The following is a 21,506-nucleotide window of genomic DNA, read 5'->3' on the forward strand; positions in this document are numbered from 1 at the left end:
AGTTGGGGACGAACCCGCAACTGGGGATGGCGGGCCCCGCCGAGCCAAGGTGCGCAATTTGACGAATGGGCGTAGATGTCTATCTCATGGGTTCGATGCGGGAGTACGACGTCGTCGTGATCGGTTCGGGGCCGGGCGGGCAGAAGGCGGCGATCGCCTCGGCCAAGCTGGGCAAGTCGGTCGCGGTGGTCGAACGCGGCCGGATGGTCGGTGGGGTGTGCGTCAACACCGGAACGATCCCGTCGAAAACGTTGCGGGAGGCGGTGCTCTACCTCACCGGGATGAGCCAGCGCGAACTGTACGGCGCCAGCTACCGGGTCAAGGACCGCATCACCCCGGCCGACCTGCTGGCCCGCACCCAGCACGTGATCACCAAGGAGATCGACGTGGTGCGCAACCAGTTGATGCGCAACCGCATCGACCTGGTGCTGGGCCACGGCCGCTTCGTCGACCCGCACACCATCCTGGTCGAGGAGCACGGCAGCAGCGACAAGACCACCCTGACCGGCGACTACATCGTGATCGCCACCGGCACCCGGCCGGCCCGCCCGGCCGGGGTGGAGTTCGACGAGGAACGGGTGCTGGACTCCGACGGCATCTTGGACCTCAAATCGATCCCGGCGTCGATGGTGGTGGTCGGCGCCGGGGTGATCGGCATCGAATACGCCTCGATGTTCGCCGCGCTGGGCACCAAGGTGACCGTGGTGGAAAAACGCGACACCATGCTGGAATTCTGCGACCCCGAGATCGTCGAGTCGCTGCGGTTCCACCTGCGGGATCTGGCGGTGACGTTCCGGTTCGGCGAAGAGGTGACCGCCGTCGACGTCGGCTCGGCGGGCACCGTCACCACGTTGGCCAGCGGCAAACAGATCCCGGCCGAGACGGTGATGTACTCGGCGGGCCGGCAGGGCCAAACCGATCACCTCGACCTGCACAACGCCGGGCTGGAAACCGATCACCGCGGCCGGATCTTCGTCGATGACCAGTTCCAAACCAAGGTCGACCACATCTACGCCGTCGGCGATGTGATCGGTTTCCCGGCGCTGGCCGCGACCTCGATGGAGCAGGGTCGGCTGGCCGCCTACCACGCCTTCGGCGAGCCGACCGACGGGATGACCGAGTTGCAACCGATCGGCATCTACTCGATTCCGGAGGTGTCCTATGTCGGGGCCACCGAGGTGGAGCTGACCAAGGACGCGATCCCCTACGAGGTGGGGGTGGCCCGCTACCGCGAGCTGGCCCGCGGCCAGATCGCCGGCGACTCCTACGGCATGCTCAAACTGCTGGTGTCCACCGAGGACCTCAAGCTGCTGGGCGTGCACATCTTCGGCACCAGCGCCACCGAGATGGTGCACATCGGGCAGGCGGTGATGGGCTGCGGCGGCTCGGTGGAGTACCTGGTCGACGCGGTGTTCAACTATCCGACGTTCTCCGAGGCCTACAAGACGGCCGCGCTGGATGTGATGAACAAGATGCGGGCGCTCAACCAGTTCCGCAGTTAAGGCGTGTCGGGCCGCTCACGTGCGGCAATAAACCTGCCGGCCGCCGCGTTGGCACCGGGTAGGCGTGGGCGCCGACGGGCACCCACCGCAACTGGGGGACAATGGAACCTGGTGCTACCAACACCGTGGTGAGGAGGCGAAACCGATGGAGCAGGACCAACACCCAGATCACGGGCACCGCTACCAGCCGGAGCAGGGCGGAATGTACGAGCTGGAGTTCCCGTCGCCGCAGCTGTCGTCACCGGATGGCCGCGGCCCGGTGCTGATCCACGCGCTGCAGGGCTTCTCCGACGCCGGCCACGCGATCCGGCTGGCCGCCGGCCACCTCAAGGACGCATTGGACACCGAGCTGGTGGCCTCGTTCGCCATCGATGAGCTGCTGGACTACCGGTCGCGGCGCCCGCTGATGACGTTCAAGACCGACCACTTCACCGCCTACGACGAGCCGGAGTTGAGCCTGTACGCGCTGCACGACAGCGTGGGCACCCCGTTTCTGCTGTTGGCCGGCATGGAGCCGGACCTGAAGTGGGAGCGGTTCATCACCGCGGTCCGGCTGCTGGCCGAACGCCTCGGGGTGCGCCAGACCATCGGGCTGGGCACCATCCCGATGGCGGTTCCGCACACCCGGCCGGTGACGTTGACCGCGCATTCCAACAACCGCGAGCTGATCGCCGACCACACCCCGTGGATCGCCGAGGTGCAGGTGCCCGCCAGCGCCTCGAACCTGCTGGAGTACCGGCTGGCCCAGCACGGCCACGAGGTGGTCGGTTTCACCGTGCACGTGCCGCATTACCTGGCCCAAACCGACTATCCGGACGCCGCCCGGGCGCTGCTCGAACAGGTCGCCAAGACCGGTTCGCTGCAGCTGCCGCTGACCGCGTTGAGCGAAGCCGCCACCGACATCCGCGCCAAGATCGACGAGCAGGTCGAGGCGAGCCCCGAAGTGGCGCAGGTGGTCACGGCGCTGGAGCGCCAGTACGACACGTTCATGACCGCCCAGGAGAACCGGTCGCTGCTGGCGCGCGACGAGGACCTGCCCAGCGGTGACGAGCTCGGCGCGGAGTTCGAGCGGTTCTTGGCCGCCGAAGCCCGCAAGAAGAAGTCCGGCGACGACGACCAGAGCTGAGCGGCCACACGTAGAGTCGGCCTATGGGCATCGACGTGACGGTGGTGCGCGTTTTCACCGACGAGAACGACAACTTCGGCAATCCGCTCGGCATCGTCGACGCGGCCGCGGTGCCGCCCCCGGACCGCCAGCGGCTCGCCGCCGAATTGGGGTACAGCGAAACGCTATTCGTCGACCTGCCGGAAGCGGGGTCGACCAGCGCGCACGCCCGCATCTACACGCCGATGACCGAACTGCCGTTCGCCGGGCACCCCACCGTCGGGGTGTCGTGGTGGCTGCGCGAGCGGGGCAGCCCGATCCGCACCCTGCAGGTGCCGGCCGGCATTGTGCAGGTCGGCTACGAAGGTGCGCTCACCGTGGTCAGCGCCCGCTCGGAGTGGGCGCCCGAATTCGCCATCCACGACCTGGATTCGCTCGACGAGCTGGCCGCCGCCGATCCCGCCGAGTTTCCCGACGACACCCAGCACTACCTGTGGACCTGGACCGACCAGGAGAACGGGGCGCTGCGCGCGCGGATGTTCGCCGGCAACCTGGGCGTACCCGAGGACGAAGCGACCGGCGCCGCCGCGGTGCGCATCACCGATTACCTCAGCCGAGACCTCACCATTACCCAGGGCAACGGGTCGGTGATCTACACCCGTTGGAGCCCCGAGGGCTGGGTGCGCATCGCCGGCCGGGTGGCCAGCGATGGGGTGATGACGGTCGTCTAACGGTCGTCTAACCGGTCCGGTGCAACACCGCGGTCAGATGGTTTTGCCGCGGCTGGCCGACCGCACCCATCTCCAGGGTGTAAGACAGCTCGTCGCCGTCGAGCCGGTAGCGCCGGGACAGGGCGGTCACTTCCTTGGCGGTGGGGGCCAAACCGATGGTGGCGGCGGTCATCTCGAGTTCGATGACGTCGCCAGTGGCCGCCAAGGTGCCCACCTGGATCTCGGTGATACCGCTGGGATGGGCGAGCACCCATTCCACCCGACCCGGTTGCGGCACCCGCAGATAACCGGTCTCGGCGTGCAGCGGCAACCCGTCGGCGGCCGATTTGGTTTTCTGCCCGTAGCTCAAAAACGGCTTGCCGACGTGGCCGAACACCACGTCCTCGAGATAGTCGAACGAGTCGATGGTCGGGTACACCCCCGAGCCGCGGCCCGACCAGGTGCCCAATAGTGGAGCCAATGCCGCAAGGTTCGGGTGCAGGTCAGCCGTCATGGCGTCAGCCTACCTACCGCGAGCAGACGCAAACGCACCCCAAACACCGCGTTTTACGGTGCTTTTGCGTCTGCTCGGCCCACCAGCGCCCGGTGCTCACGCAGGGCCTCGATCTCCCGCTCAAAGTCGTCGGCCGACGTGAACGACCGGTACACCGAGGCGAAGCGCAGGTAGGCGACCTCGTCGAGTTCGCGCAGCGGGCCCAGGATCGCCAGCCCGACCTCGTGGCTGGGAATCTCCGGCGATCCGGCCGCGCGCACCGTGTCTTCGACCTGCTGGGCCAGCACGTTGAGCGCGTCATCGTCGACGTGGCGGCCCTGGCAGGCGCGGCGCACCCCGCTGATCACCTTCTCCCGGCTGAACGGTTCGGTGACACCGCTGCGCTTGACCACGGCCAACACCGCGGTTTCCACGGTGGTGAACCGCCGCCCGCATTCCGGGCAGGACCGGCGGCGTCGAATCGCCTGGCCTTCATCGGTTTCGCGGGAGTCGACCACCCGAGAATCGGGGTGACGGCAAAACGGGCAGTGCATGGCCGCTCCTTCGCCGCGCGGGCAGGGTGTCTGAGACGACTCCGAGCGTACCTGCGCGGCGTGCGGCGTCAGCAGTGGCGGTACCACCACTCACCCGATCGGCGCGATCAGGGTCTGGCCGGCGTCCAGTGCCGCCGAGTCCAACCCGTTGAGTTCCCGGATCCGGTCGGCGACCTGACGGGTGGACGCCCCGGGCGCCACCCGCGCGGCGACGTGCTGCAGGGTTTCGCCCGGCTCGACGCGCACCACGGCCAGCCGGTCGGGCACCGGCGCCGGGTGGTTGGCCGCCGCCCCGAATTGCGCGATCAGGCCCAGCCACACCGTGATCAGGGCGGCCAGCATGGCCAGCGCCGCCGTCGTCCCCGGGGTGATCGGGCGCCGACGGTGCGGACCCCGCGACACCAGCACGCCGGTCCCCCGGTAGCGCAGCGGCGCACCGGCCGGCCGCGGCCGCGGCGGACGCACCTGCTCGCTCATCCGGCCGTTCGGGTGTACCCGGACCGGCCGACGCGGCATCACCCGGCGCGGCGGGGCGGTCTCGATGAGTGTCATGGGAGCTCCTTCCTCCGACGCAATCGCTCCTGTGTTCGAACTATAGTCGATCACGTGTTCGATGCACGAACATGTGATCGAACTGTTGTCGAACTCTAGACCGACCCACCGACAACACCGGTCACATGAGTCCCAGGCCCCGGTGGCGCGACACTTGTCGAACAGGTGTTTGAGAATCGGCTGCTGCGGGTCTACATTCGTTCCTATGAGCGACAGCAGCGACACTTCGGGCCCCGGCGATCGGGACCAAGGTTCCGATAAGCCACTGGATACGACGCTGACCGCGCGGCAGCGCACCATCCTGGACGTCATCCGCGCCTCGGTCACCAAACGCGGCTACCCGCCCAGCATCCGGGAGATCGGCGACGCCGTCGGGCTGACCTCCACCTCCTCGGTGGCGCACCAGCTGCGCACCCTGGAACGCAAGGGGTACCTGCGCCGCGACCCGAACCGGCCGCGGGCGGTCGACGTGCGCGGCCCGCACGGCACCGTCGCCGCGGTGGCGCCGGTCGACACCGACGTCGCCGGCTCCGATGCCCTACCCGAGCCGGCCTACATCCCGGTGCTGGGCCGCATCGCCGCCGGCGGGCCGATCCTCGCCGAGGAGGCCGTCGAAGATGTGTTCCCGCTGCCCCGGGAGCTGGTCGGCGAGGGCGCGCTGTTTTTGCTCAAGGTGGTCGGCGAATCCATGGTCGACGCGGCGATCTGCGACGGCGACTGGGTGGTGGTGCGTCAGCAGAACGTCGCCGACAACGGCGACATCGTCGCGGCGATGATCGACGGGGAGGCCACCGTGAAGACGTTCAAGCGCACCGGCGGCCAGGTGTGGCTGATGCCGCACAACCCGGTGTTCGACCCCATCCCCGGTAACGACGCCGCCGTGCTGGGCAAAGTCGTCACGGTGATCCGCAAGATCTAGACGGGTGCGCTTTAGTCGGCCTTGACGAAACCGTTGAACTGGGCCACTTCCTCGCTGGCGAACCAAATTTCGGCGGCTTTTTCGAAGTACGCGGGGCTGTCGGGGGTGTAGTACAGGCCGGACACGGTATTGGCCTTGACCGGATACCCCTCCGGCGCCTGATAGGGGTCATCGAGCGGAAGGTGCACCGCTGGATAGGCCTCCCCGTCGTAGCCGGGTGACTCCGGGGCGTCGTCGTCGGCGGCGCCCAACGCCGCGTGCCGCCCGGTCTGCGGCTCCGGCGCGCCCTGCACCTCCGACGAGGTCGGGATGCGGGTCGGCGCGGTGTCGACCGCGTCGGGGTCCTCGGCCTCCTCGAGTTCGTCGGCTTCCGCGTCGTCGACCGGCGCTTCGCCGAAGCCGCCCGCCGACCCGCCGGGCGTGGGCATCCAGCTGTCGTCGGGTCCGGTCCCGCCGAACAGGTCCACCCCCGACGGCGGCCCGCCGGGCTCCTCGCCGTAACCGCCCGGCTCCTCGCCGTAACCGCCGGGCTCCTCGCCGTAGCCAGCGGGGAACCGCGAGAGGCGCACCGTGGTTCCGGGTTCCTCGGCCTCCGCCGACCACCGCTCGTCGTCCTCGGCGTCATAGCCGATGCCCGGCGCGGCACCGTTGGCGACCGCGCCGGCCGTCGCGCGACGACGCCCGTTGCGGCGCAACAGGAATCGTTCGGCCTTGCGTCGCCGCTGCCACCACAGCCCCGCCAGCAGCGGCAGCAACACCAGCGCGGCCAGCGCGACGGCCAGCCACCACCAATGCCAGCCGGGCCCGGTGCCGCCGCCACCGTGGTGACTCAGCGCGGGACCGCTCGGCGCGTTCTGGCCCGGCACCTGCAGCCCCGCCAGCTGGCCGGCCAGGTTTTCCGGGTCGGTGCTGAACCGGTTGGCGACCCGGTCCCAGGAGATGGTGCCGCCGGTGAATTTCTGTGAGACCACGTTGCCGTCGACCGATTGGTCGCCCACCGGCGCGCCCAGCTTCCCGGACGCGCCGCCGAGCTTGTCCCACGCGACCTTCATCGCACCGCGCACCACGAAGGCGCCATGATCGGGGCTGAAGAAGATCACCGGCTTGTCCTCGCCGGAGAAGGTGCTGACCCGGCTGCCCGGGATCGGCCCGTCGGCCTCGCTGCTGACCGGGAAGCCCAGATCGCTACCGGCCGGCCCGCCCAGGGACTCGTATTTCGCCAGCACGTCGCCGGAGACGGCGTTGGCCCCGGTGGCCGGGGAGAAGAAGACCTTGCCGCCGGCGAAGTCTTGGCCCGCACCGTCGGTGCCGACCGTGTATTGGTCGCCCTGTTTGGCGCCCAGCGGCCCGGAGGCGCCGCCGGCCGCCCGCCACGCCCGGTTGATGGACGCGGTCGCGTCGATTGGGACCTGCAAGTCCTTGAGGTCGCCAGCCAGCTCGGGCGGATCGGTGCTGAATGCCTTGGTCACCCGGTTCCACGACACCTGACCACCGCTGAACTTCTGGGTGATCACGTCGCCGTCGGTGGTTTCGTCGGCAACCGGGACGCCCAGCGTGCCCGACGAACTGCCCAACTTGTCCCACGCGGCGTTGATCGCCCCGCGCACCACGAAGGCGCCGTGCTCGGGGGTGTAGAAGAGCACCGGGTGATCGGCGGCGTCGAAGGTGATCGACCGACTGTCCGGGCTGGCCAAGCCGGGGGCCTCATCGACGTTCGGGAAGCCCAGGTCGCTGTCGGCGGGACCGCCCAGCGACTCGTACTTCTGCAACACCGCGCCGTACATCGCGCGGGCACCGGTGGCCGGGGTGTAAAACATCTTCCCGCCGGCGAAGTCCTCGGCGAAGCCCTCCCCGATCGGATAGACATCACCTTGCCGCGCGCCGAGTTCGGAATTGTCCCCGCCGGCGGCGTCCCACGCGGCGCTGATGGCGTCGGCGGCGTCGGACTCCGGAGTCGCCGCGGCGGTGGGTGCCCACAGCACGACGGTTGCCGCCGTGGTCAGCAGGCCGAGCGCCGCACGTACGGCCGCCCTGCCTAGTCGCCCTCTCTGCCCAGTCACCAAACCTCCCCGGCCGCCCATATGCCGCTGTCTGTCACGTCGCGGATAACTATTGCGTCGCCGGACACAAATTGCGAACGCGTGCCTCCGACATTACGAAAATAGATGCACAACCGATGTTCAATTGATGCAGGTTTGCGCGTGTCGCTCATTCGGGCTCGGTTGAGCTCACCCACGCCGGGCCGACACCGAGGTGGCGCTCACTACCGTGAAGGGCATGCGCGCAGTTCCGGTTTACGCCTCCGTCACTGGACGCGCCGACGGCCCGGCGGTGGTGCTGTCCAACTCGCTGGGCGCCACCCACCGCATGTGGGATGCCCAGCTCGACGACCTGGCGCGGCGGTTCCGGGTGATCCGCTACGACACCCGCGGCCACGGCGCCTCCCCCGTTCCGGCCGGCCCGTACTCGATCGACGATTTGGCCGGCGACCTGATCGCCCTGCTGGATCGGCTCGGTGTGGGCCGCGCGCACCTGGTCGGGCTGTCGCTGGGCGGGATGACCGCGATGCGGGTGGCCGCCCGCCACCCTGACCGGGTGGACCGGCTGGTGCTGCTGTGCACCGCGACCAGCCTGCCGCCGGCCGCCAACTGGGCGGAGCGGGCCGCGACGGTGCGCGCCCACGGCGCCGGCGCCGTCGCCGAATCCGTGGTGCAGCGGTGGTTCACGCCCGGGTATCTGGCCGCCCACCCCGACGTCAAAGCGGCGCACCAGGCCATGGTCGCCGCCACCCCCGCGCAGGGGTACGCCGGCTGCTGTGCGGCGATCGGGCCGCTCGATCTGCGCGCCGACCTGGCCTCGATTGCCGCGCCGACGCTGGCGATCGCCGGCGCCGACGATCCGGCGACGCCGCCGGCCAAGCTCACCGAGATCGCCGACGGGGTCCGCGACGGCCGGCTGCTGGTCGTCGCGGATGCCGCCCATCTCGCCAACGTCGAGCAGCCCGGGATCGTCACCCCGGCCCTCCTGGAGCATCTGGCGCCGTCGTGAGCCGTCCGGGTAGCGCACGAGTACGCCGAGATCGACGTTTCGTAGCAAAAGCGCGAGTGCCGGCCGCGAAAACGTCGATCTCGGTGCAACCCGGCGCGGACCGCGGCTACACGCCGAGGCTGCGCCCGATGATCTCCTTCATGATCTCGGTGGTGCCGCCGTAGATCGTCTGCACCCGGGAATCCAGGAAGGCCCGGGCGACCCCATATTCGCGCATGTAGCCGTAGCCGCCGTGCAGCTGCAGACACCGGTCGATGAGCTCCACCTGCTTTTCGGTGGCATACCACTTGGCCATCGCGGCCTGCTCGACGGTCAGCTTCTCCTCCAGGTGCAGCTTGATGAACTCATCGACCATCATCCGCACCACGGTGGCCTCGGTGGCCAGCTCGGCCAGCACGAATCGACTGTTCTGGAAGCTGCCGATCGGTTTGCCGAACGCCTTGCGCTCCTTGGTGTATTGGATGGTGTCCTCGAGCACCTTCTCCATCGCGGCGGCGGCCATGATCGCGATCGAGATCCGTTCCTGCGGCAGGTTCTGCATCAGGTAGATGAAGCCCAGGCCCTCCTGGCCGAGCAGGTTCTCGGCGGGCACCTTGACGTCGGTGAACGACAGCTCGGCGGTGTCCTGGGCGTCCAAGCCGATCTTGTCGAGGTGGCGGCCGCGTTCGAAGCCCTCCATGCCGCGCTCGACCACCAGCAGCGAGAAGCCCTGGGCGCCCTTCTCCGGATCGGTCTGGGCGACCACGATCACCAGGTCGGAGTGGATGCCGTTGGTGATGAACGTCTTCGAGCCGTTGAGGATGTAGTGGTCGCCCTGCTTGACCGCCTTGGTTTTGATGCCCTGCAGGTCGCTGCCGGTGCCCGGCTCGGTCATCGCGATCGCGGTGATCAGCTCGCCGGTGCAGAACTTCGGCAGCCAGCGCTGCTTTTGCTCCTCGTTGGCCAGCCGCAGCAGATACGGCGCGACGACGTCGTTGTGCAGGCCGAACCCGATGCCGCTGTAGCGGCCGGCGGTGGTTTCCTCGGTAATGATCGTGTTGTAGCGGAAGTCGGGGTTGCCGCCGCCGCCGTACTCCTCGGGCACCGCCATCCCCAAAAAGCCCTGCTTCCCGGCCTCCAGCCAGACGCCGCGGTCGACGATCTTGGCCTTCTCCCACTCCTCGTGGTGCGGGGCGACGTGGCGGTCCAAGAACGCGCGGTAGGACTCGCGGAACAGCTCGTGTTCCGGCTCGAACAGGGTGCGCTGGTATTTGACGGCGCTGGTCATGTGGCCTCCGAGGTCTGAGGGAATGGGCAACGAACCTTCCCCGAAGATATACCAACCAGGTGGTTGGTCGGTCGGCGGGCCGGGTCCCCGGGCTACGGCGGCGGCCTGACACTGCTGGCCGTCAATCAGCCATCTGGACCGGCACCTGCTCGACGACAACTCCGACCGCCTCATATGTGGACCGCGCCCGCGCATCCCTGGTCGCCAGCGGTACATCGTGCTCACGAGCCGCTAGCGCGACTAGGGCGTCGTAGGTCGCGCCACCGGTCACCCCCTTGCTGGCGCACTCCCGGTGGGATGATCGCGCGGCCCGAGCCGAGAGCACCAGCGGTTGAACGAAGTTGTCGTCAATGAGTTGCACCGCATCGGGTGCGGACACGCGCGCATCGCCAGGCAGCCGAGTCAGCACCGCATACGTCTCGGCGAGACTGTGGCCACTCAGGCACAGTGTCCGGCCGCGGGCCCACGCGGCAACCTCCGCATGGTGCTGATGGTTAGCGACAAGCAGCGGTACCGCAACGCTGGTATCGACCGCCACGACAACCGGCGCCGTCAACGGCGCCCCGCATCGATGAGCGCAAACATCGTCTCGTCACTGACGGCGGTGTCGCTGTGAGCGACTAACCGACCGGTCGCATCGCGTACAAGTCTGGCGGTACGGCCGCCGGGCGTGATCTGCACCCCGTTGCCGTACTGCGAAATGTCGACCACCGTTCCCGGTGTGAGACCCAATGCGTCGCGCAGCGGTTTGGGCACCACAATGCGGCCCACGGAATCAATCACAGCCTCCATTGGGATCATGATACCAACGAGATCCCAGTCGACAATTCAGCCAAGCCATCGATCGAACTGGCAGGGCCGACCCCTCACCTGCCCCGACGGGATGAAGCCCCATGCCGTGTCCAACCTGCGGGGTTGCGCCCCCGGCACCTACGACGTCGGATGGGGCCGGCCGGCTTGGCTCCGACGGGCGCGGCGGCGACCGTCACCGCGCGGCGTGCCGGTGTGACCGCGGCCGTGCTGCTGGCCTTGCCCCTGGCCCGGACCGCCACCGCGTCGCCGCCGGCGGCCCCCCTCGGTGCGCCGCGCCTGCCCGGCGGCGGGCTGCACCGGCGCGACCACTTTCGGGGCGGGCGCCTGCAGCGGGGCGACCTCGCCGACCAGGGCGTGCACCGGCGCGCAGTCGGCGGTGACCTGCTGCGGCGCGACGGTGATCCCGGCGCGGCGCAGCAGCAGCTGGGTGTCCCTGCGCTGCTCGGGCAGCACCACGGTGACCACGTCGCCGGCGGAGCCGGCTCGGGCGGTGCGGCCGGAGCGATGCAAATAGGCCTTGTGCTCGGCCGGCGGATCCACGTGCACCACCAGCTCGACCTCGTCGACGTGCACCCCGCGCGCGGCGATGTCGGTGGCCACCAGCACCCGGGCCTGGCCGGCGGTGAACGCGGCCAGGTTGCGCTCGCGGGCCGGCTGGGACAGGTTGCCGTGCAGATCCACCGACGGCACCCCGGATTCGGTCAGCTGCCGGGCCAGCTTGCGGGCCTGATGTTTGGTGCGCAGGAACAGGATCCGGCGCCCGCTGCCCGACGCCAGCCGGTGCACCAGGTCCTTCTTGTCCTGGGCCCCCGCGACGTGGAACACGTGGTGGGTCATCGCCGGCGGTGGCGCGTCGACCTCGTCGACCGAGTGCAACACCGGGTTGTGTAGGAACCGCCGCACCAGTTTGTCCACCCCGTTGTCCAGGGTCGCCGAGAACAGCAGCCGCTGCCCCCCGGCCGGGGTCGCCGCCAGGATGCGGGTCACCCCGGGCAGAAACCCGAGGTCGGCCATGTGGTCGGCTTCGTCGAGCACGCTGATCTGCACCGCGTCCAGGCTGATCAGGCGTTGTTTCATCAGGTCCTCGAGCCGCCCGGGGCAGGCCACCACCAGGTCGACGCCCGCCTTGAGCGCGGCCACCTGACGGGTCTGCGACACCCCGCCGAAGATCGTGGTGACCGTCAACCCGCGGGCCTTCGCCAGCGGCTCCAGTGTCGCGGTGATCTGGGTGGCCAGCTCGCGGGTGGGTGCCAGCACCAGGCCGGTCGGTCGGCTGGGCTGCCGTTTGGTGTCGGTGAGCCGGGTCACCAGCGGCAGCGAAAACGCCAGCGTCTTGCCGCTGCCGGTCTTGCCGCGGCCCAGCACGTCGCGGCCCGCGAGGCTGTCCGGCAAGGTCGCGACCTGGATGGGGAACGGGCTGGTGATGCCGCGCTCGGCGAGCACCCGCACCAGCGGCCCGGGCACGCCGAGGTCAGCGAAGGATGAAGTTGTGGTCATGTGGGGCATGCCTTTCCGGCATCGGTTGCCCGCATCGCCGCGACGACGGCGTCTGGCGGATGGGGGCACAAGGTGGCGAGATTGCCGGTGGGCAAAATCGATCGCCGCGAGAAGAGCTTGTGCGGATGCAGCGCACCGGTCCGCGGTGGGGCCGAACGGGTGACTAAGCGTTCCACGACGTATTGGCGCCATCGGTGACGCCAACGTTGCCGCTCAGCCTACCGCATGAGCGCGACGGCCCGTGATTACGCACCGGCCCGCGGGCGGCGAGCCCGCCCCGCGCGTACCGACCGGTCCGTGAAAGCTACGGCACCTCAACGCTTTTTCGGGTGCAGCGAGGCTTCCACCGCTGAGGGATGCTCCGCCTTGGCGCGCTTGGCGGCGCGCTTTTCCTTCAGCGACTTGCCGGGCTTTTTCGACGTGATGTGCCGGGGCGACTTGTCAGACACTGCTGACCCCTTCACTGTGGGGCCTGGTTGGTCCCGATCCACCGAGCCTACGCTCGCGTTCGGTGCCTAGCAGCCGCTCGTTCGTGACTGTGCGGCTGCATACGCCTCAGCGGCGTATCGCGTATGAAACCGCACACTCGGCGCAATTAGCGCACCTCAGAAGGTGGCGAACTCGCGCACGCTGGCGGCCAGCGCCGCGGGCACCCGGGCCTTGACCCGGGTGCCGCCGGCGCCGTGCTCGGTGGCGTCCACCCGGCCCTCGTTGTGCAGCCGGGCCACCAGATCGCCGCGGTCATAGGGGATGGTGACGTCGACGGTGGTGTCGGTGGAGGCCACCAGCTCCCCCATCCGCTGCCGCAGCCGGTCCACCCCGTCCCCGGTGTGCGCCGACACGAACACCGCCTCGGGCAGCGCCCGGCGCAGCTGCGCCAACGCCAAATCCCCGGCGGCGTCAATCTTGTTGACCACCAACAGTTCCGGCACCGACTGATGCCCGACGCCGTCGTACTCGGCGATCACCTCGCGCACCACCTGGCGCACGGCGTCGATCTGGGCCAGCGGGTTGGCGTCGGAGCCGTCCACCACGTGCACCAGCAGGTCGGCGTCGGCGACCTCCTCCAGGGTGGAGCGGAACGCCTCCACCAGCTGGGTGGGCAGGTGCCGCACGAACCCGACGGTGTCGGTCAGCACGAACGGCCGCTCGTCGTCGAACTGCCCGCGCCGGGTGGTGGGTTCCAGCGTCGCGAACAACGCGTCCTGCACCAGCACCCCGGCCCCGGTCAACACGTTGAGCAGGCTGGACTTGCCGGCGTTGGTGTAGCCGACGATCGCGATCGAGGCCACGTCGCTGGCCCGCCGGCGGCTGCGCTGGGTGTCGCGGACCTGCTTCATCGCCTTGATGTCGCGGCGCAGCTTGGCCATCCGCTCCCGGATGCGGCGCCGGTCGGTTTCGATCTTGGTCTCGCCGGGCCCGCGCAGCCCCACTCCGCCGCCGCTGCCGCCGGCGCGTCCCCCGGCCTGCCGTGACATGGACTCACCCCAGCCCCGCAGCCGCGGCAGCATGTACTCCATCTGCGCCAGCGCCACCTGCGCCTTGCCTTCGCTGCTGGTGGCGTGCTGGGCGAAAATGTCGAGGATCAGCGCGGTGCGGTCAATCACCTTGACCCGCACCGCCTTTTCCAGCGCGGTCAGCTGCGCCGGGGACAGCTCGCCGTCGCAGATGACGGTGTCGGCGCCGGTCGCCAACACCACCTCGCGCAGCTCGACGGCCTTGCCGGAGCCGATGTAGGTCGACGGGTCCGGCTTGTCGCGGCGCTGGATCAGGCCCTCGAGCACCTGCGAGCCGGCGGTTTCGGCCAGCGCGGCCAGCTCCACCATGCTGGCTTGGGCGTCGGCGGCGCTGCCCTCGGTCCATACGCCGACCAGCACCACCCGCTCCAGGCGCAGCTGGCGGTATTCGACCTCGGAGATGTCGGCGAGCTCGGTGGACAGGCCCGCGACCCGGCGCAACGCCGAGCGGTCGTCGAGGGCGAGTTCACCGGTGCTGGGGATGTCGGGATAGCTCATAGTCAATACCCGATGGTGCCCGCACCGGCGCGATTGTGCACCCGAATTAAAGCGCGCACCACCACTCCTCCGCGATGTCGCCGTGGGCCACCAGCACCGACGGCCCGCGCAGGTAGCTGGTGGCGTCGGTGATGGTGACGGTGACCTCACCGCCCGGGATGCGCACCGCCAGCGTTCCGGTGGTGGCGCCGGCCCAGGCCAGCGCGGCGACGGTGGCGGCGACCGTTCCGGTGCCACACGACCGGGTTTCGCCGACCCCCCGCTCGTGGACTCGCATCGTCACCGCGCCGTCGTGCGGTGCGGTCAGCACCTCCACGTTCACCCCGTCGGGGAACTGCGCGGCGTCGAAGCGGACCGGGGCGCCCACATCTAGGGCGGCCAACTCGTCGACGGTCAGGTCGGAGTCCACACACGCCAGGTGCGGGTTGCCGACGTCGATCGCCAGCCCGGCGAACGGCCGACCGCCGACGATGGCGTCCCCCACCCCCAGCTCGTTGGTCTTGCCCATCTCCACGGTCACCTCGGCGCGGGTCGCGTCGAGGTGATGCATCACCACCGGGCGCGGCCCGGCCAGCGACCCGACCAGGAATTCGTCGCGGTCCTCCAGCCCGGCGGCGCGCAGGTAGTGGGCGAACACCCGCACCCCGTTGCCGCACATCTCGGCGATCGAGCCGTCGGCGTTGCGGTAGTCCATGTACCAGTCGGCGGCGGTGACCCCGTCGGGCAGGCGGTCCAGCACCCCGGCCGCCAGCGCCGCACCCGCGGTGGTGACCCGCAGCAGCCCGTCGGCGCCCAGCCCGCGGCGCCGGTCGCACAGCGCGGCCACCGCCGCGGGGGTCAGCTGCCGGTGGGCGTCGAGGTCGGGCAGCAGCACGAAATCGTTTTGGGTGCCGTGCCCCTTGGCGAACCTCACCTGCTCAGGATACGTGCCGCCACGCGGTTGCCACCGCCTCGAGGAGGCCCGCCGCGGTGGCGTCCAGCCAGTGGATCCGGTGGTCGCGGCGAAACCACGACCGCTGCCGCCGCACGTAGCGGCGGGTGCCGATGAACGTCGGTTCCCGCGCGGCGGCGCCGTCGCCGCCCGCGTCCAGGTCGGCGATCACCTGCGCATAGCCCAGCGCCCGGGCGGCGGTGACGCCGTCGCGCAGCCCGCGCCCCAGCAGGGTGCGCACCTCGTCGACCAGGCCGTGCGCGAACATCGTGTCGGTGCGGGCGGCCAGCCGCTCGTCGAGAAGCGCGGTGTCGCAATCCAATCCGATGATCACGGTGTCCCAGCGGGGGGCGCCGATCACCGGGGCCGACGCGGCGAACGGCTGGCCGGTCAGTTCCACCACCTCCAGCGCCCGCACGATGCGTCGCCCGTCGGTGGGCAAGATCGCCGCGGCCGCCGTCGGGTCGACCCCGGCCAGCTCGGTGTGCAAAGCGGCCACCCCCACCTCGGCCAGCCGCCGCTCGTAGCGGGCCCGCACCGCCGGGTCGGTCGCCGGAAACGCCCAGTCGTCCAGCAGCGCTTGCAGGTAGAGCATCGAGCCGCCCACCACTACCGGCACCGCCCCGCGCGCCGCGATCGCCTCGACGTCGGCGGCGGCGGCCTGCTGGTAGCGGGCGACGGTCGCGGTTTGGGTGACCTCGAGCACGTCGAGCTGGTGGTGCGGGATGCCGCGGCGCTCGGCGACCGGCAGTTTCGCGGTGCCGATATCCATCCCGCGGTAGAGCTGCATGGCGTCGGCGTTCACGATCTCGCCGCCCACCCGCTCGGCGACGTCGAGCGCTAATGCGGACTTGCCGGTGCCGGTGGGCCCGACGATCGCGATGGGTCTCACGGCTGCCAGACGCCGGCGAAGTAGCCGACCCCGTAGGGGGCACCGCAGTACAGTTCCTTGGCCGAGCGCGGCCCCGGCTCGGCCAGCCCGGCCAGCGCCGCGTAGCCGACCCGGCCGGCGACCTGGGCGGGCAGGTCGGTCAGGGCGGCGGTGTCGCCGCGGCCGAGGGCGTCGTCGAGCCGGCGTTGCAGCTCGCCGTCGCCGGGGTGGTAGCCGCCGGGGGCGGCCGCGGTCAAGGTGGTGGCGCCGTCGGCGAGGACCAGTACCCCGATCGGGTCGGCGGCGTCGTCGAGTTCAGCGCGCAGCCGCCGGCCGTGGCGGCGGGCCGCGGCCACGTCGTCGCCGTAGATGCGGACCTGCACGGCGGCGTCGGGGTGGGTCTGCCCCCGCACCCAGCCGGCGATCAGCGCGCACAGCGGCACCGCGACCGGGTCGCCGCCGGCCTGCGGGGACAGCCGCACCCGCACGTCGGCCCCGAACCCGGCTAATGTGCCGACCGCCTCGGGGCCGATCACGGCGTCGGTGCGGCCCGCGCCGAGCGCAACCCAGCGCGGCGGCAACGCGGCGGCGGCGGTGAGCACGGCGTCACGCAGCTCGGTCAGCTCCACAGCGGCGGCACCGACCAGTGCGGGCACCAGCACCGGTGCCGACGGGATGATCGCGATGGTGCCTAGCACGCCACCAAATTAACGGTTCACCACCGCGGCGGGTTCGCCGGTGGCTTCCCCGCCCCGGGGGTGGACCGTCATGGTGGCGGCCTCGCCGCGAGCCAACGCCGCGGTCGCCACGATTACCAGCAGCACCGCCGCAACCAGCGCGAAATCCTGCGGACCATCGATCCGCAGCGTCTCCCCGAGCACCGTGATTCCCAGTACCGAACCCACCACCGGCTTTGCCACGATCATCGTCGGCATCGAGGCGGTCAAGGAACCGGCACGAAACGCCGACTGCTGCAGCATCATCCCGGCCAGCGCAGCCAGGATGCAGCCATACACCTCGGGCGCACCCAGCACCGCCCCCACCCCGTGCCCGATCACCTCGATAACGCCCTTGACCAGCACCGCGAACAGCGCCATCGACGCCCCCGCCACCGCCGCCAGCAACACCGCGGCGACCGGGCGTCCCGACCAGATCCGCGCCCCCAACAGGCACAGCGCCACCACCGGTCCGCCCACCGCCCCGACCACGATCCAGGTCTCCGCCGGAGCCCGGTTGAGACCAGCCGTGGGATCGCCGACGGTCACCACCACCGCCAATGCGCCGGCCAGCAACGCCGCCCACCGCCACTGCCAGCGGGTCACCGGCTGACCGCTCTGCCGCGCGTAAATCGGCAACGCAAACAGCAGCGCCGCCACCTGCAGCCCGGTCACCAACAGCACCGACCCCAGCGACAGGGCCGCGGCCTGTAAGGCGTAATTGGCCACCGCCGCCGCGGCGCCCAGCTGCCAGCGACGGTCGCGCACCGACATGCGGAACAGCGCGAGGTGCCCGACCGGATTGTCGGTGATCTCCTGCGCGGAGCGCTGGCGGATCACATTGCCGATCGCGCAGGCCAGCGCGGCCGCCAAAGCCAGCAATACCGCCATATCCGCCTTCGCCATCACGTGTGCTCCTCGCTACCGAACGAGCGGCGTTACAGCGACGCCATGGCCAGGGCCTTGTCGCTGCCCTCGGCGTTGGCCGCCAGCGTGGCCGCTTCGCCGCGGGCCAGCGCCGCGGTGGCGACGATGATGAGCACCGCCCCGGCCGCCACCGCCACATTCTCGACGCCGCCGGCATCGATCGTCTCCCCGAGCAGCAGCACACCGAGTGCGGCGGCCACCATCGGCTTGGCCACCGTCATGGTCGGCATCGAGGCGGTCAGCGCGCCGGCCCGAAACGCCGACTGCTGGAAGATCATCCCGGCCAGCGTCGCCAGCAGCCACGGAACCAGCTGGGGTGCGGTCAGCACCGCGAGGAATCCGTCGTGTTGCAGCGTGTTGACCAGCACCTTGGTCAGCACCGCGAACGCCGCCAGCGAGGTGCCGGCCACCACCGCCAGCAGCACCGCCGCGGCCGGCCGGCCGACGAAGGCCCGTGCCGCCAGCACACAGCCAACCAGCACCGCGCCCAGCGCCACGGCGACCGCGATCCAGGTGCCGGCCGGGGCGGGCTCCGCCCCCGGGGACGGGTCGCCGACCACGACGACCACCGCCAACGCGGCGGCGAGCAGCGCCGCCCAGGTCCACTCCCGGCGGCTGACCCGGTGCCGGGTCAGCCGGGCGTAGATCGGTAAGGCGAACAGCAGCGCCGTCACCTGCAGCCCGGTCACCAGCATCACCGATCCGGCCGCCAACGCGGCCGCCTGCAGCGCGTAATTGGCGACGGCCGCCCCGCCGCCGCCCCACCAGCGCGGATCGCGCAGCGACATCCGGAACAGCTCGAGGTGGCCGACCTCGTCGTCGGTGATTTCTTGCGCGGAGCGTTGCCGGATCACATCGCCGACCGCGGACGCCAGGGCGGCGCATAGCGCCAAAAGCGCCGCGATGATGTTCGCGGGCTGCATAGACGGCCTCCTCAACCCATGTCCCGGCCCGGCCAGCGGTACACCCCGGTGACCGGGCACGCCAGTGTGGCTGGACAACGTCAAGGTGTGGCGCGTCGCGCGCCGAAACTCTGCAAGTTATTGCTGGGAACGATACCGGTCAGTGACCCGCGGACCGGTTAGCCGCGGCGGCCATGTCGTCGGCGCGGTCGAGCTGCGCGTCGGCGGCCTCGTCGCGGGCCAGCGCCGCGGTCGCCACGATCATCACGACCACCGCCGCGACCAGGGTCGCCCAGCCCAGCTTGCCGGGCCGCAACACCTCACCGAGCAGCGCGACCCCCAGCACCGAGGCCACCACCGGTTCGGTCACCGTCATCGTCGGCAACGTGACGGTCAGCGCGCCGGCCCGAAACGACGACTGCTGAAACACCGTCCCGGCCGTGGCCACCACCAGCCACGCATACAGTTCCGGTGACCGCAGCAGCGGCAGCGGGCCGCGGCCGAGCAGGTCGACGACCCCCTTGGTGAGCACCGCGAACAGCCCCCACGACGACGCCGACACCACCGCCAACAGCACCGCCGCCACCCGCCCGGGCCGATACCGCGCCCCCAGCATGCACAGCACCAGCACCGGCCCGAACACGGCGGCCACCGCGATCCAGGTGCCCAGCGACGCCCGCGCCTGACCGGCGGTGGGATGGCCGGCGACGACGATGACCGCCACCGCGGCGGCCAGCAGCGCCGCCCACCGCCACTCCGCGCGGGTCACCCGGTGACCGGCCAGGTGTGCGTTGATCGGCAGCGCGAACAGCAGCGAGGTCACCAACAGCGCCTGCACCAGCAACACCGAGCCCAAGCCGAGGGCGGCGGCCTGCAACCCGAACCCGGCGGCCGACACCAGGGTGCCCGACCACCACCGGGTGTCCCGCAACAGCCGGGTGAACAGCCCGATGTGCCCGACCGGCTGGTCGGTGACGTCGTGCGCCGACCGCTGGTGCAGCACGTCGCCGATGGCGATCAGCAGGGCCGCGCCCACGGCGAGCAACGCGGCGATATCCGCCTTCGCCAACCGCTGACCTCCTCGCCGACCGGGCCGGTGCCGGAATTATGCACCCACCCGGCGCGGCCGATCACCGCGGCCGACGCCAAGCGGGCAACGCTGGCGGCGTCGAACTGCTTCAATACCCTGTGGGGAGACCGTTGGCTCCCCGGATGGTCGTCGTTGGCGCCGCGGTGCGCGGCAGGTGCGCGGGTGTGCCCGCGCGAAGGGTAGGTGACGTAGCGCATGAGTACCGGCAACGATTCGCCCCGCCCGGGCCCACGTCCGGGACCGCGTCCCGGCCCGCGGCCGACAGCGCGGCCCACCATCCACCCGATCGCCGCGCCGACCCCCACCGATCCGCACCGGTTCGGCCGGGTCGACGACGACGGCACGGTGTGGCTGATCAGCTCCGCGGGTGAACGGGTCATCGGCTCCTGGCAGGCCGGCGACCGTGAGGCCGCGTTCGCCCACTTCGGGCGCCGCTTCGACGACCTGAACACCGAGGTCGCGCTGCTGGAGGAGCGGCTGGCGTCGGGCACCGGCGACGCTCGCAAGATCAAGGCCACCGCCGCGGCACTGGCCGAGTCGCTGCCGAGCGCGCATGTGCTCGGCGACGTCGATGCGCTGGCCGCCCGGCTGACCGCGCTGCGCGAGCACGCCGAGACCGTCGCCGCCGATGACCGCACCCGGCGTGAGGAGCATCGCGCCGCGGCGGCCGCCCGCAAGGAGGCGCTGGCGGTGGAGGCCGAGGAGTTGGCGGCCACCGCCACCCAGTGGAAGGCGGCCGGGGACCGGCTGCGGGCGATCCTCGACGAGTGGAAGACGATCACCGGGTTGGACCGTAAGACCGATGACGCGCTGTGGAAGCGGTATTCGGCGGCCCGGGAGACGTTCAACCGGCGGCGCGGTTCGCATTTCGCCGAGCTGGACCGCGAGCGCGCCGGCGCCCGGGCGGCCAAGGAGCGGCTGTGCGTGCGGGCCGAGGAACTGGCCGACTCCACCGACTGGGCGGCCACCCGGACGGCGTTTCGGGAGCTGCTGGCCCAGTGGAAGGCGGCCGGGCGGGCCGCCAAGGACGTCGACGACGCGCTGTGGCAGCGCTTCAAGGCCGCCCAGGACACGTTTTTCACCGCCCGCAATGCGGTGTTCGCGGAGAAGGACGCCGAGCTGCGGGACAACGCCACCGCCAAGGAGGCGTTGCTGGCCGACGCCGAGAAGCTCGACACCGCCAACCTGGATGCCGCGCGGGCCGCGCTGCGCTCGATCGTCGAGAAGTGGGACGCGATCGGCAAGGTGCCGCGGGAGCGCGCCGCCGAGCTGGAGCGCCGGCTGCGGGCGGTGGAGAAGCGGGTGCGGGACGCCGCCGAATCGGACTGGACCGATCCGCAGGCGCAGGCTCGGGCCGAGCAATTCCGCGCCCGCGCCGAACAATTCGAACGCCAGGCCGAGAAGGCCCGGGCGGCGGGCCGCGACAAGGACGCCGACGAGGCGCAGGCCAGCGCCGAGCAGTGGCGGCAGTGGGCCGCGGCCGCCGAAGACGCCCTGCGGACCTGAGCTTTTTCGGCGCGAGCGTGCGTAGTAAGAGAGTTATGACGCGTGTTGGCGAAGAAAGTGGCGTTTTTCTAGGAGATGGCGACGTCCT

Annotated in this window: 22 protein-coding genes; 6 read left to right on the forward strand and 16 right to left on the reverse strand. The window is 70.7% G+C overall.

Translation table 11 applies throughout. The features are described from left to right. Positions 1–95 precede the first annotated feature (95 nt). The 3 genes from sthA (at position 96) to ACAG26_RS25445 (ending at position 3,338) form a co-directional block, all read left to right on the forward strand. A complete protein-coding gene (sthA, locus tag ACAG26_RS25435; protein WP_370485878.1) occupies positions 96–1,502 on the forward strand; it encodes a Si-specific NAD(P)(+) transhydrogenase in 1,407 nt (468 codons plus the stop codon). Between the two features lie 145 nt (positions 1,503–1,647). After that, positions 1,648–2,628: a proteasome assembly chaperone family protein gene (locus ACAG26_RS25440; RefSeq protein WP_370485854.1), complete on the forward strand. Its 981-nt coding sequence runs from the start codon at positions 1,648–1,650 to the stop codon at positions 2,626–2,628. A 23-nt stretch (positions 2,629–2,651) separates the two neighbouring features. Then, on the forward strand, positions 2,652–3,338 hold the full coding sequence (locus tag ACAG26_RS25445; protein WP_370485855.1) for a PhzF family phenazine biosynthesis protein: 687 nt from the start codon (positions 2,652–2,654) through the stop codon (positions 3,336–3,338). Between the two features lie 7 nt (positions 3,339–3,345). Here ACAG26_RS25445 and ACAG26_RS25450 read toward each other — a convergent pair whose 3' ends face one another. From ACAG26_RS25450 to ACAG26_RS25460, 3 genes are all read right to left on the reverse strand, one after another. Continuing rightward, positions 3,346–3,831: a peroxynitrite isomerase gene (locus ACAG26_RS25450; RefSeq protein ID WP_370485856.1), complete on the reverse strand. Its 486-nt coding sequence runs from the start codon at positions 3,829–3,831 to the stop codon at positions 3,346–3,348. Positions 3,832–3,884: 53 nt separating this feature from the next. Beyond that, positions 3,885–4,364 carry a transcriptional regulator NrdR gene (gene nrdR, locus ACAG26_RS25455; RefSeq protein WP_370485857.1) on the reverse strand — a complete coding sequence of 160 codons (480 nt, stop codon included), beginning with the start codon at positions 4,362–4,364 and terminating at the stop codon, positions 3,885–3,887. A gap of 90 nt (positions 4,365–4,454) precedes the next feature. Beyond that, positions 4,455–4,916: a LysM peptidoglycan-binding domain-containing protein gene (locus ACAG26_RS25460; protein WP_370485858.1), complete on the reverse strand. Its 462-nt coding sequence runs from the start codon at positions 4,914–4,916 to the stop codon at positions 4,455–4,457. A gap of 205 nt (positions 4,917–5,121) precedes the next feature. On the opposite strand from ACAG26_RS25460, the gene lexA reads away from it, so the two are divergent. Beyond that, a complete protein-coding gene (gene lexA / locus ACAG26_RS25465; protein WP_370485859.1) occupies positions 5,122–5,835 on the forward strand; it encodes a transcriptional repressor LexA in 714 nt (237 codons plus the stop codon). 11 nt (positions 5,836–5,846) lie between these two features. Here the strand turns inward: lexA and ACAG26_RS25470 are convergent, their stop codons facing one another. Then, positions 5,847–7,895, reverse strand: coding sequence for an LGFP repeat-containing protein (locus ACAG26_RS25470; protein WP_370485860.1), 2,049 nt, complete (start codon positions 7,893–7,895; stop codon positions 5,847–5,849). A 217-nt stretch (positions 7,896–8,112) separates the two neighbouring features. Here ACAG26_RS25470 and pcaD point away from each other — a divergent pair, with 217 nt between their 5' ends. Continuing rightward, positions 8,113–8,883: a 3-oxoadipate enol-lactonase gene (gene pcaD / locus ACAG26_RS25475; RefSeq protein ID WP_370485861.1), complete on the forward strand. Its 771-nt coding sequence runs from the start codon at positions 8,113–8,115 to the stop codon at positions 8,881–8,883. Positions 8,884–8,989: 106 nt separating this feature from the next. Here pcaD and ACAG26_RS25480 read toward each other — a convergent pair whose 3' ends face one another. The 12 genes from ACAG26_RS25480 to ACAG26_RS25535 form a co-directional block, all read right to left on the reverse strand. After that, entirely contained in the window at positions 8,990–10,150 is a 1,161-nt protein-coding gene (locus ACAG26_RS25480; RefSeq protein ID WP_370485862.1) for an acyl-CoA dehydrogenase family protein, read from the reverse strand. A 121-nt stretch (positions 10,151–10,271) separates the two neighbouring features. Beyond that, positions 10,272–10,688, reverse strand: coding sequence for a PIN domain-containing protein (locus ACAG26_RS25485; RefSeq protein WP_370485863.1), 417 nt, complete (start codon positions 10,686–10,688; stop codon positions 10,272–10,274). Between the two features lie 14 nt (positions 10,689–10,702). Further along, positions 10,703–10,942: an AbrB/MazE/SpoVT family DNA-binding domain-containing protein gene (locus ACAG26_RS25490; RefSeq protein ID WP_370485864.1), complete on the reverse strand. Its 240-nt coding sequence runs from the start codon at positions 10,940–10,942 to the stop codon at positions 10,703–10,705. 138 nt (positions 10,943–11,080) lie between these two features. After that, positions 11,081–12,460, reverse strand: coding sequence for a DEAD/DEAH box helicase (locus tag ACAG26_RS25495; RefSeq protein WP_370485865.1), 1,380 nt, complete (start codon positions 12,458–12,460; stop codon positions 11,081–11,083). A gap of 314 nt (positions 12,461–12,774) precedes the next feature. Then, the gene (locus ACAG26_RS25500; RefSeq protein WP_095407231.1) at positions 12,775–12,909 is read right to left on the reverse strand and encodes a hypothetical protein; all 135 of its coding nucleotides are present in this window, start codon (positions 12,907–12,909) and stop codon (positions 12,775–12,777) included. A gap of 156 nt (positions 12,910–13,065) precedes the next feature. Then, the gene (gene hflX, locus ACAG26_RS25505) at positions 13,066–14,475 is read right to left on the reverse strand and encodes a GTPase HflX (protein ID WP_370485866.1); all 1,410 of its coding nucleotides are present in this window, start codon (positions 14,473–14,475) and stop codon (positions 13,066–13,068) included. A 46-nt stretch (positions 14,476–14,521) separates the two neighbouring features. Next, positions 14,522–15,388 carry a diaminopimelate epimerase gene (gene dapF, locus ACAG26_RS25510; protein ID WP_370485867.1) on the reverse strand — a complete coding sequence of 289 codons (867 nt, stop codon included), beginning with the start codon at positions 15,386–15,388 and terminating at the stop codon, positions 14,522–14,524. 4 nt (positions 15,389–15,392) lie between these two features. Further along, a complete protein-coding gene (miaA, locus tag ACAG26_RS25515) occupies positions 15,393–16,298 on the reverse strand; it encodes a tRNA (adenosine(37)-N6)-dimethylallyltransferase MiaA (protein WP_370485868.1) in 906 nt (301 codons plus the stop codon). After that, positions 16,295–16,975, reverse strand: coding sequence for a hypothetical protein (locus tag ACAG26_RS25520; RefSeq protein ID WP_370485869.1), 681 nt, complete (start codon positions 16,973–16,975; stop codon positions 16,295–16,297). Before ACAG26_RS25520 ends, miaA begins: the two co-directional genes overlap by 4 nt. A gap of 9 nt (positions 16,976–16,984) precedes the next feature. Next, a complete protein-coding gene (locus tag ACAG26_RS25525) occupies positions 16,985–17,899 on the reverse strand; it encodes a DMT family transporter (protein ID WP_370485870.1) in 915 nt (304 codons plus the stop codon). Between the two features lie 32 nt (positions 17,900–17,931). Further along, complete coding sequence (locus ACAG26_RS25530) at positions 17,932–18,843, reverse strand: DMT family transporter (RefSeq protein WP_370485871.1); 912 nt, start codon at positions 18,841–18,843, stop codon at positions 17,932–17,934. Positions 18,844–18,982: 139 nt separating this feature from the next. Then, positions 18,983–19,891 carry a DMT family transporter gene (locus tag ACAG26_RS25535; protein WP_370485872.1) on the reverse strand — a complete coding sequence of 303 codons (909 nt, stop codon included), beginning with the start codon at positions 19,889–19,891 and terminating at the stop codon, positions 18,983–18,985. A 216-nt stretch (positions 19,892–20,107) separates the two neighbouring features. On the opposite strand from ACAG26_RS25535, the gene ACAG26_RS25540 reads away from it, so the two are divergent. Continuing rightward, positions 20,108–21,418, forward strand: a complete 1,311-nt coding sequence (locus tag ACAG26_RS25540; protein WP_370485873.1) for a DUF349 domain-containing protein — start codon at positions 20,108–20,110, stop codon at positions 21,416–21,418. The last annotated feature ends 88 nt before the right edge of the window (positions 21,419–21,506 follow it).

This window comes from Mycobacterium sp. pUA109 (assembly GCF_041287095.1).
GTDB lineage: Bacteria > Actinomycetota > Actinomycetes > Mycobacteriales > Mycobacteriaceae > Mycobacterium.

Coding starts and splice junctions, on each gene's coding strand:
- sthA (WP_370485878.1), top strand. CDS start 96: ATGCGGGAGTACGACGTCGTCGTGATCGGTTCGGGGCCGGGCGGGCAG.
- ACAG26_RS25440 (WP_370485854.1), top strand. CDS start 1,648: ATGGAGCAGGACCAACACCCAGATCACGGGCACCGCTACCAGCCGGAG.
- ACAG26_RS25445 (WP_370485855.1), top strand. CDS start 2,652: ATGGGCATCGACGTGACGGTGGTGCGCGTTTTCACCGACGAGAACGAC.
- ACAG26_RS25450 (WP_370485856.1), bottom strand. CDS start 3,831: ATGACGGCTGACCTGCACCCGAACCTTGCGGCATTGGCTCCACTATTG.
- nrdR (WP_370485857.1), bottom strand. CDS start 4,364: ATGCACTGCCCGTTTTGCCGTCACCCCGATTCTCGGGTGGTCGACTCC.
- ACAG26_RS25460 (WP_370485858.1), bottom strand. CDS start 4,916: ATGACACTCATCGAGACCGCCCCGCCGCGCCGGGTGATGCCGCGTCGG.
- lexA (WP_370485859.1), top strand. CDS start 5,122: ATGAGCGACAGCAGCGACACTTCGGGCCCCGGCGATCGGGACCAAGGT.
- pcaD (WP_370485861.1), top strand. CDS start 8,113: ATGCGCGCAGTTCCGGTTTACGCCTCCGTCACTGGACGCGCCGACGGC.
- ACAG26_RS25480 (WP_370485862.1), bottom strand. CDS start 10,150: ATGACCAGCGCCGTCAAATACCAGCGCACCCTGTTCGAGCCGGAACAC.
- ACAG26_RS25490 (WP_370485864.1), bottom strand. CDS start 10,942: ATGGAGGCTGTGATTGATTCCGTGGGCCGCATTGTGGTGCCCAAACCG.
- ACAG26_RS25495 (WP_370485865.1), bottom strand. CDS start 12,460: ATGACCACAACTTCATCCTTCGCTGACCTCGGCGTGCCCGGGCCGCTG.
- hflX (WP_370485866.1), bottom strand. CDS start 14,475: ATGAGCTATCCCGACATCCCCAGCACCGGTGAACTCGCCCTCGACGAC.
- ACAG26_RS25525 (WP_370485870.1), bottom strand. CDS start 17,899: ATGGCGAAGGCGGATATGGCGGTATTGCTGGCTTTGGCGGCCGCGCTG.
- ACAG26_RS25530 (WP_370485871.1), bottom strand. CDS start 18,843: ATGCAGCCCGCGAACATCATCGCGGCGCTTTTGGCGCTATGCGCCGCC.
- ACAG26_RS25540 (WP_370485873.1), top strand. CDS start 20,108: ATGAGTACCGGCAACGATTCGCCCCGCCCGGGCCCACGTCCGGGACCG.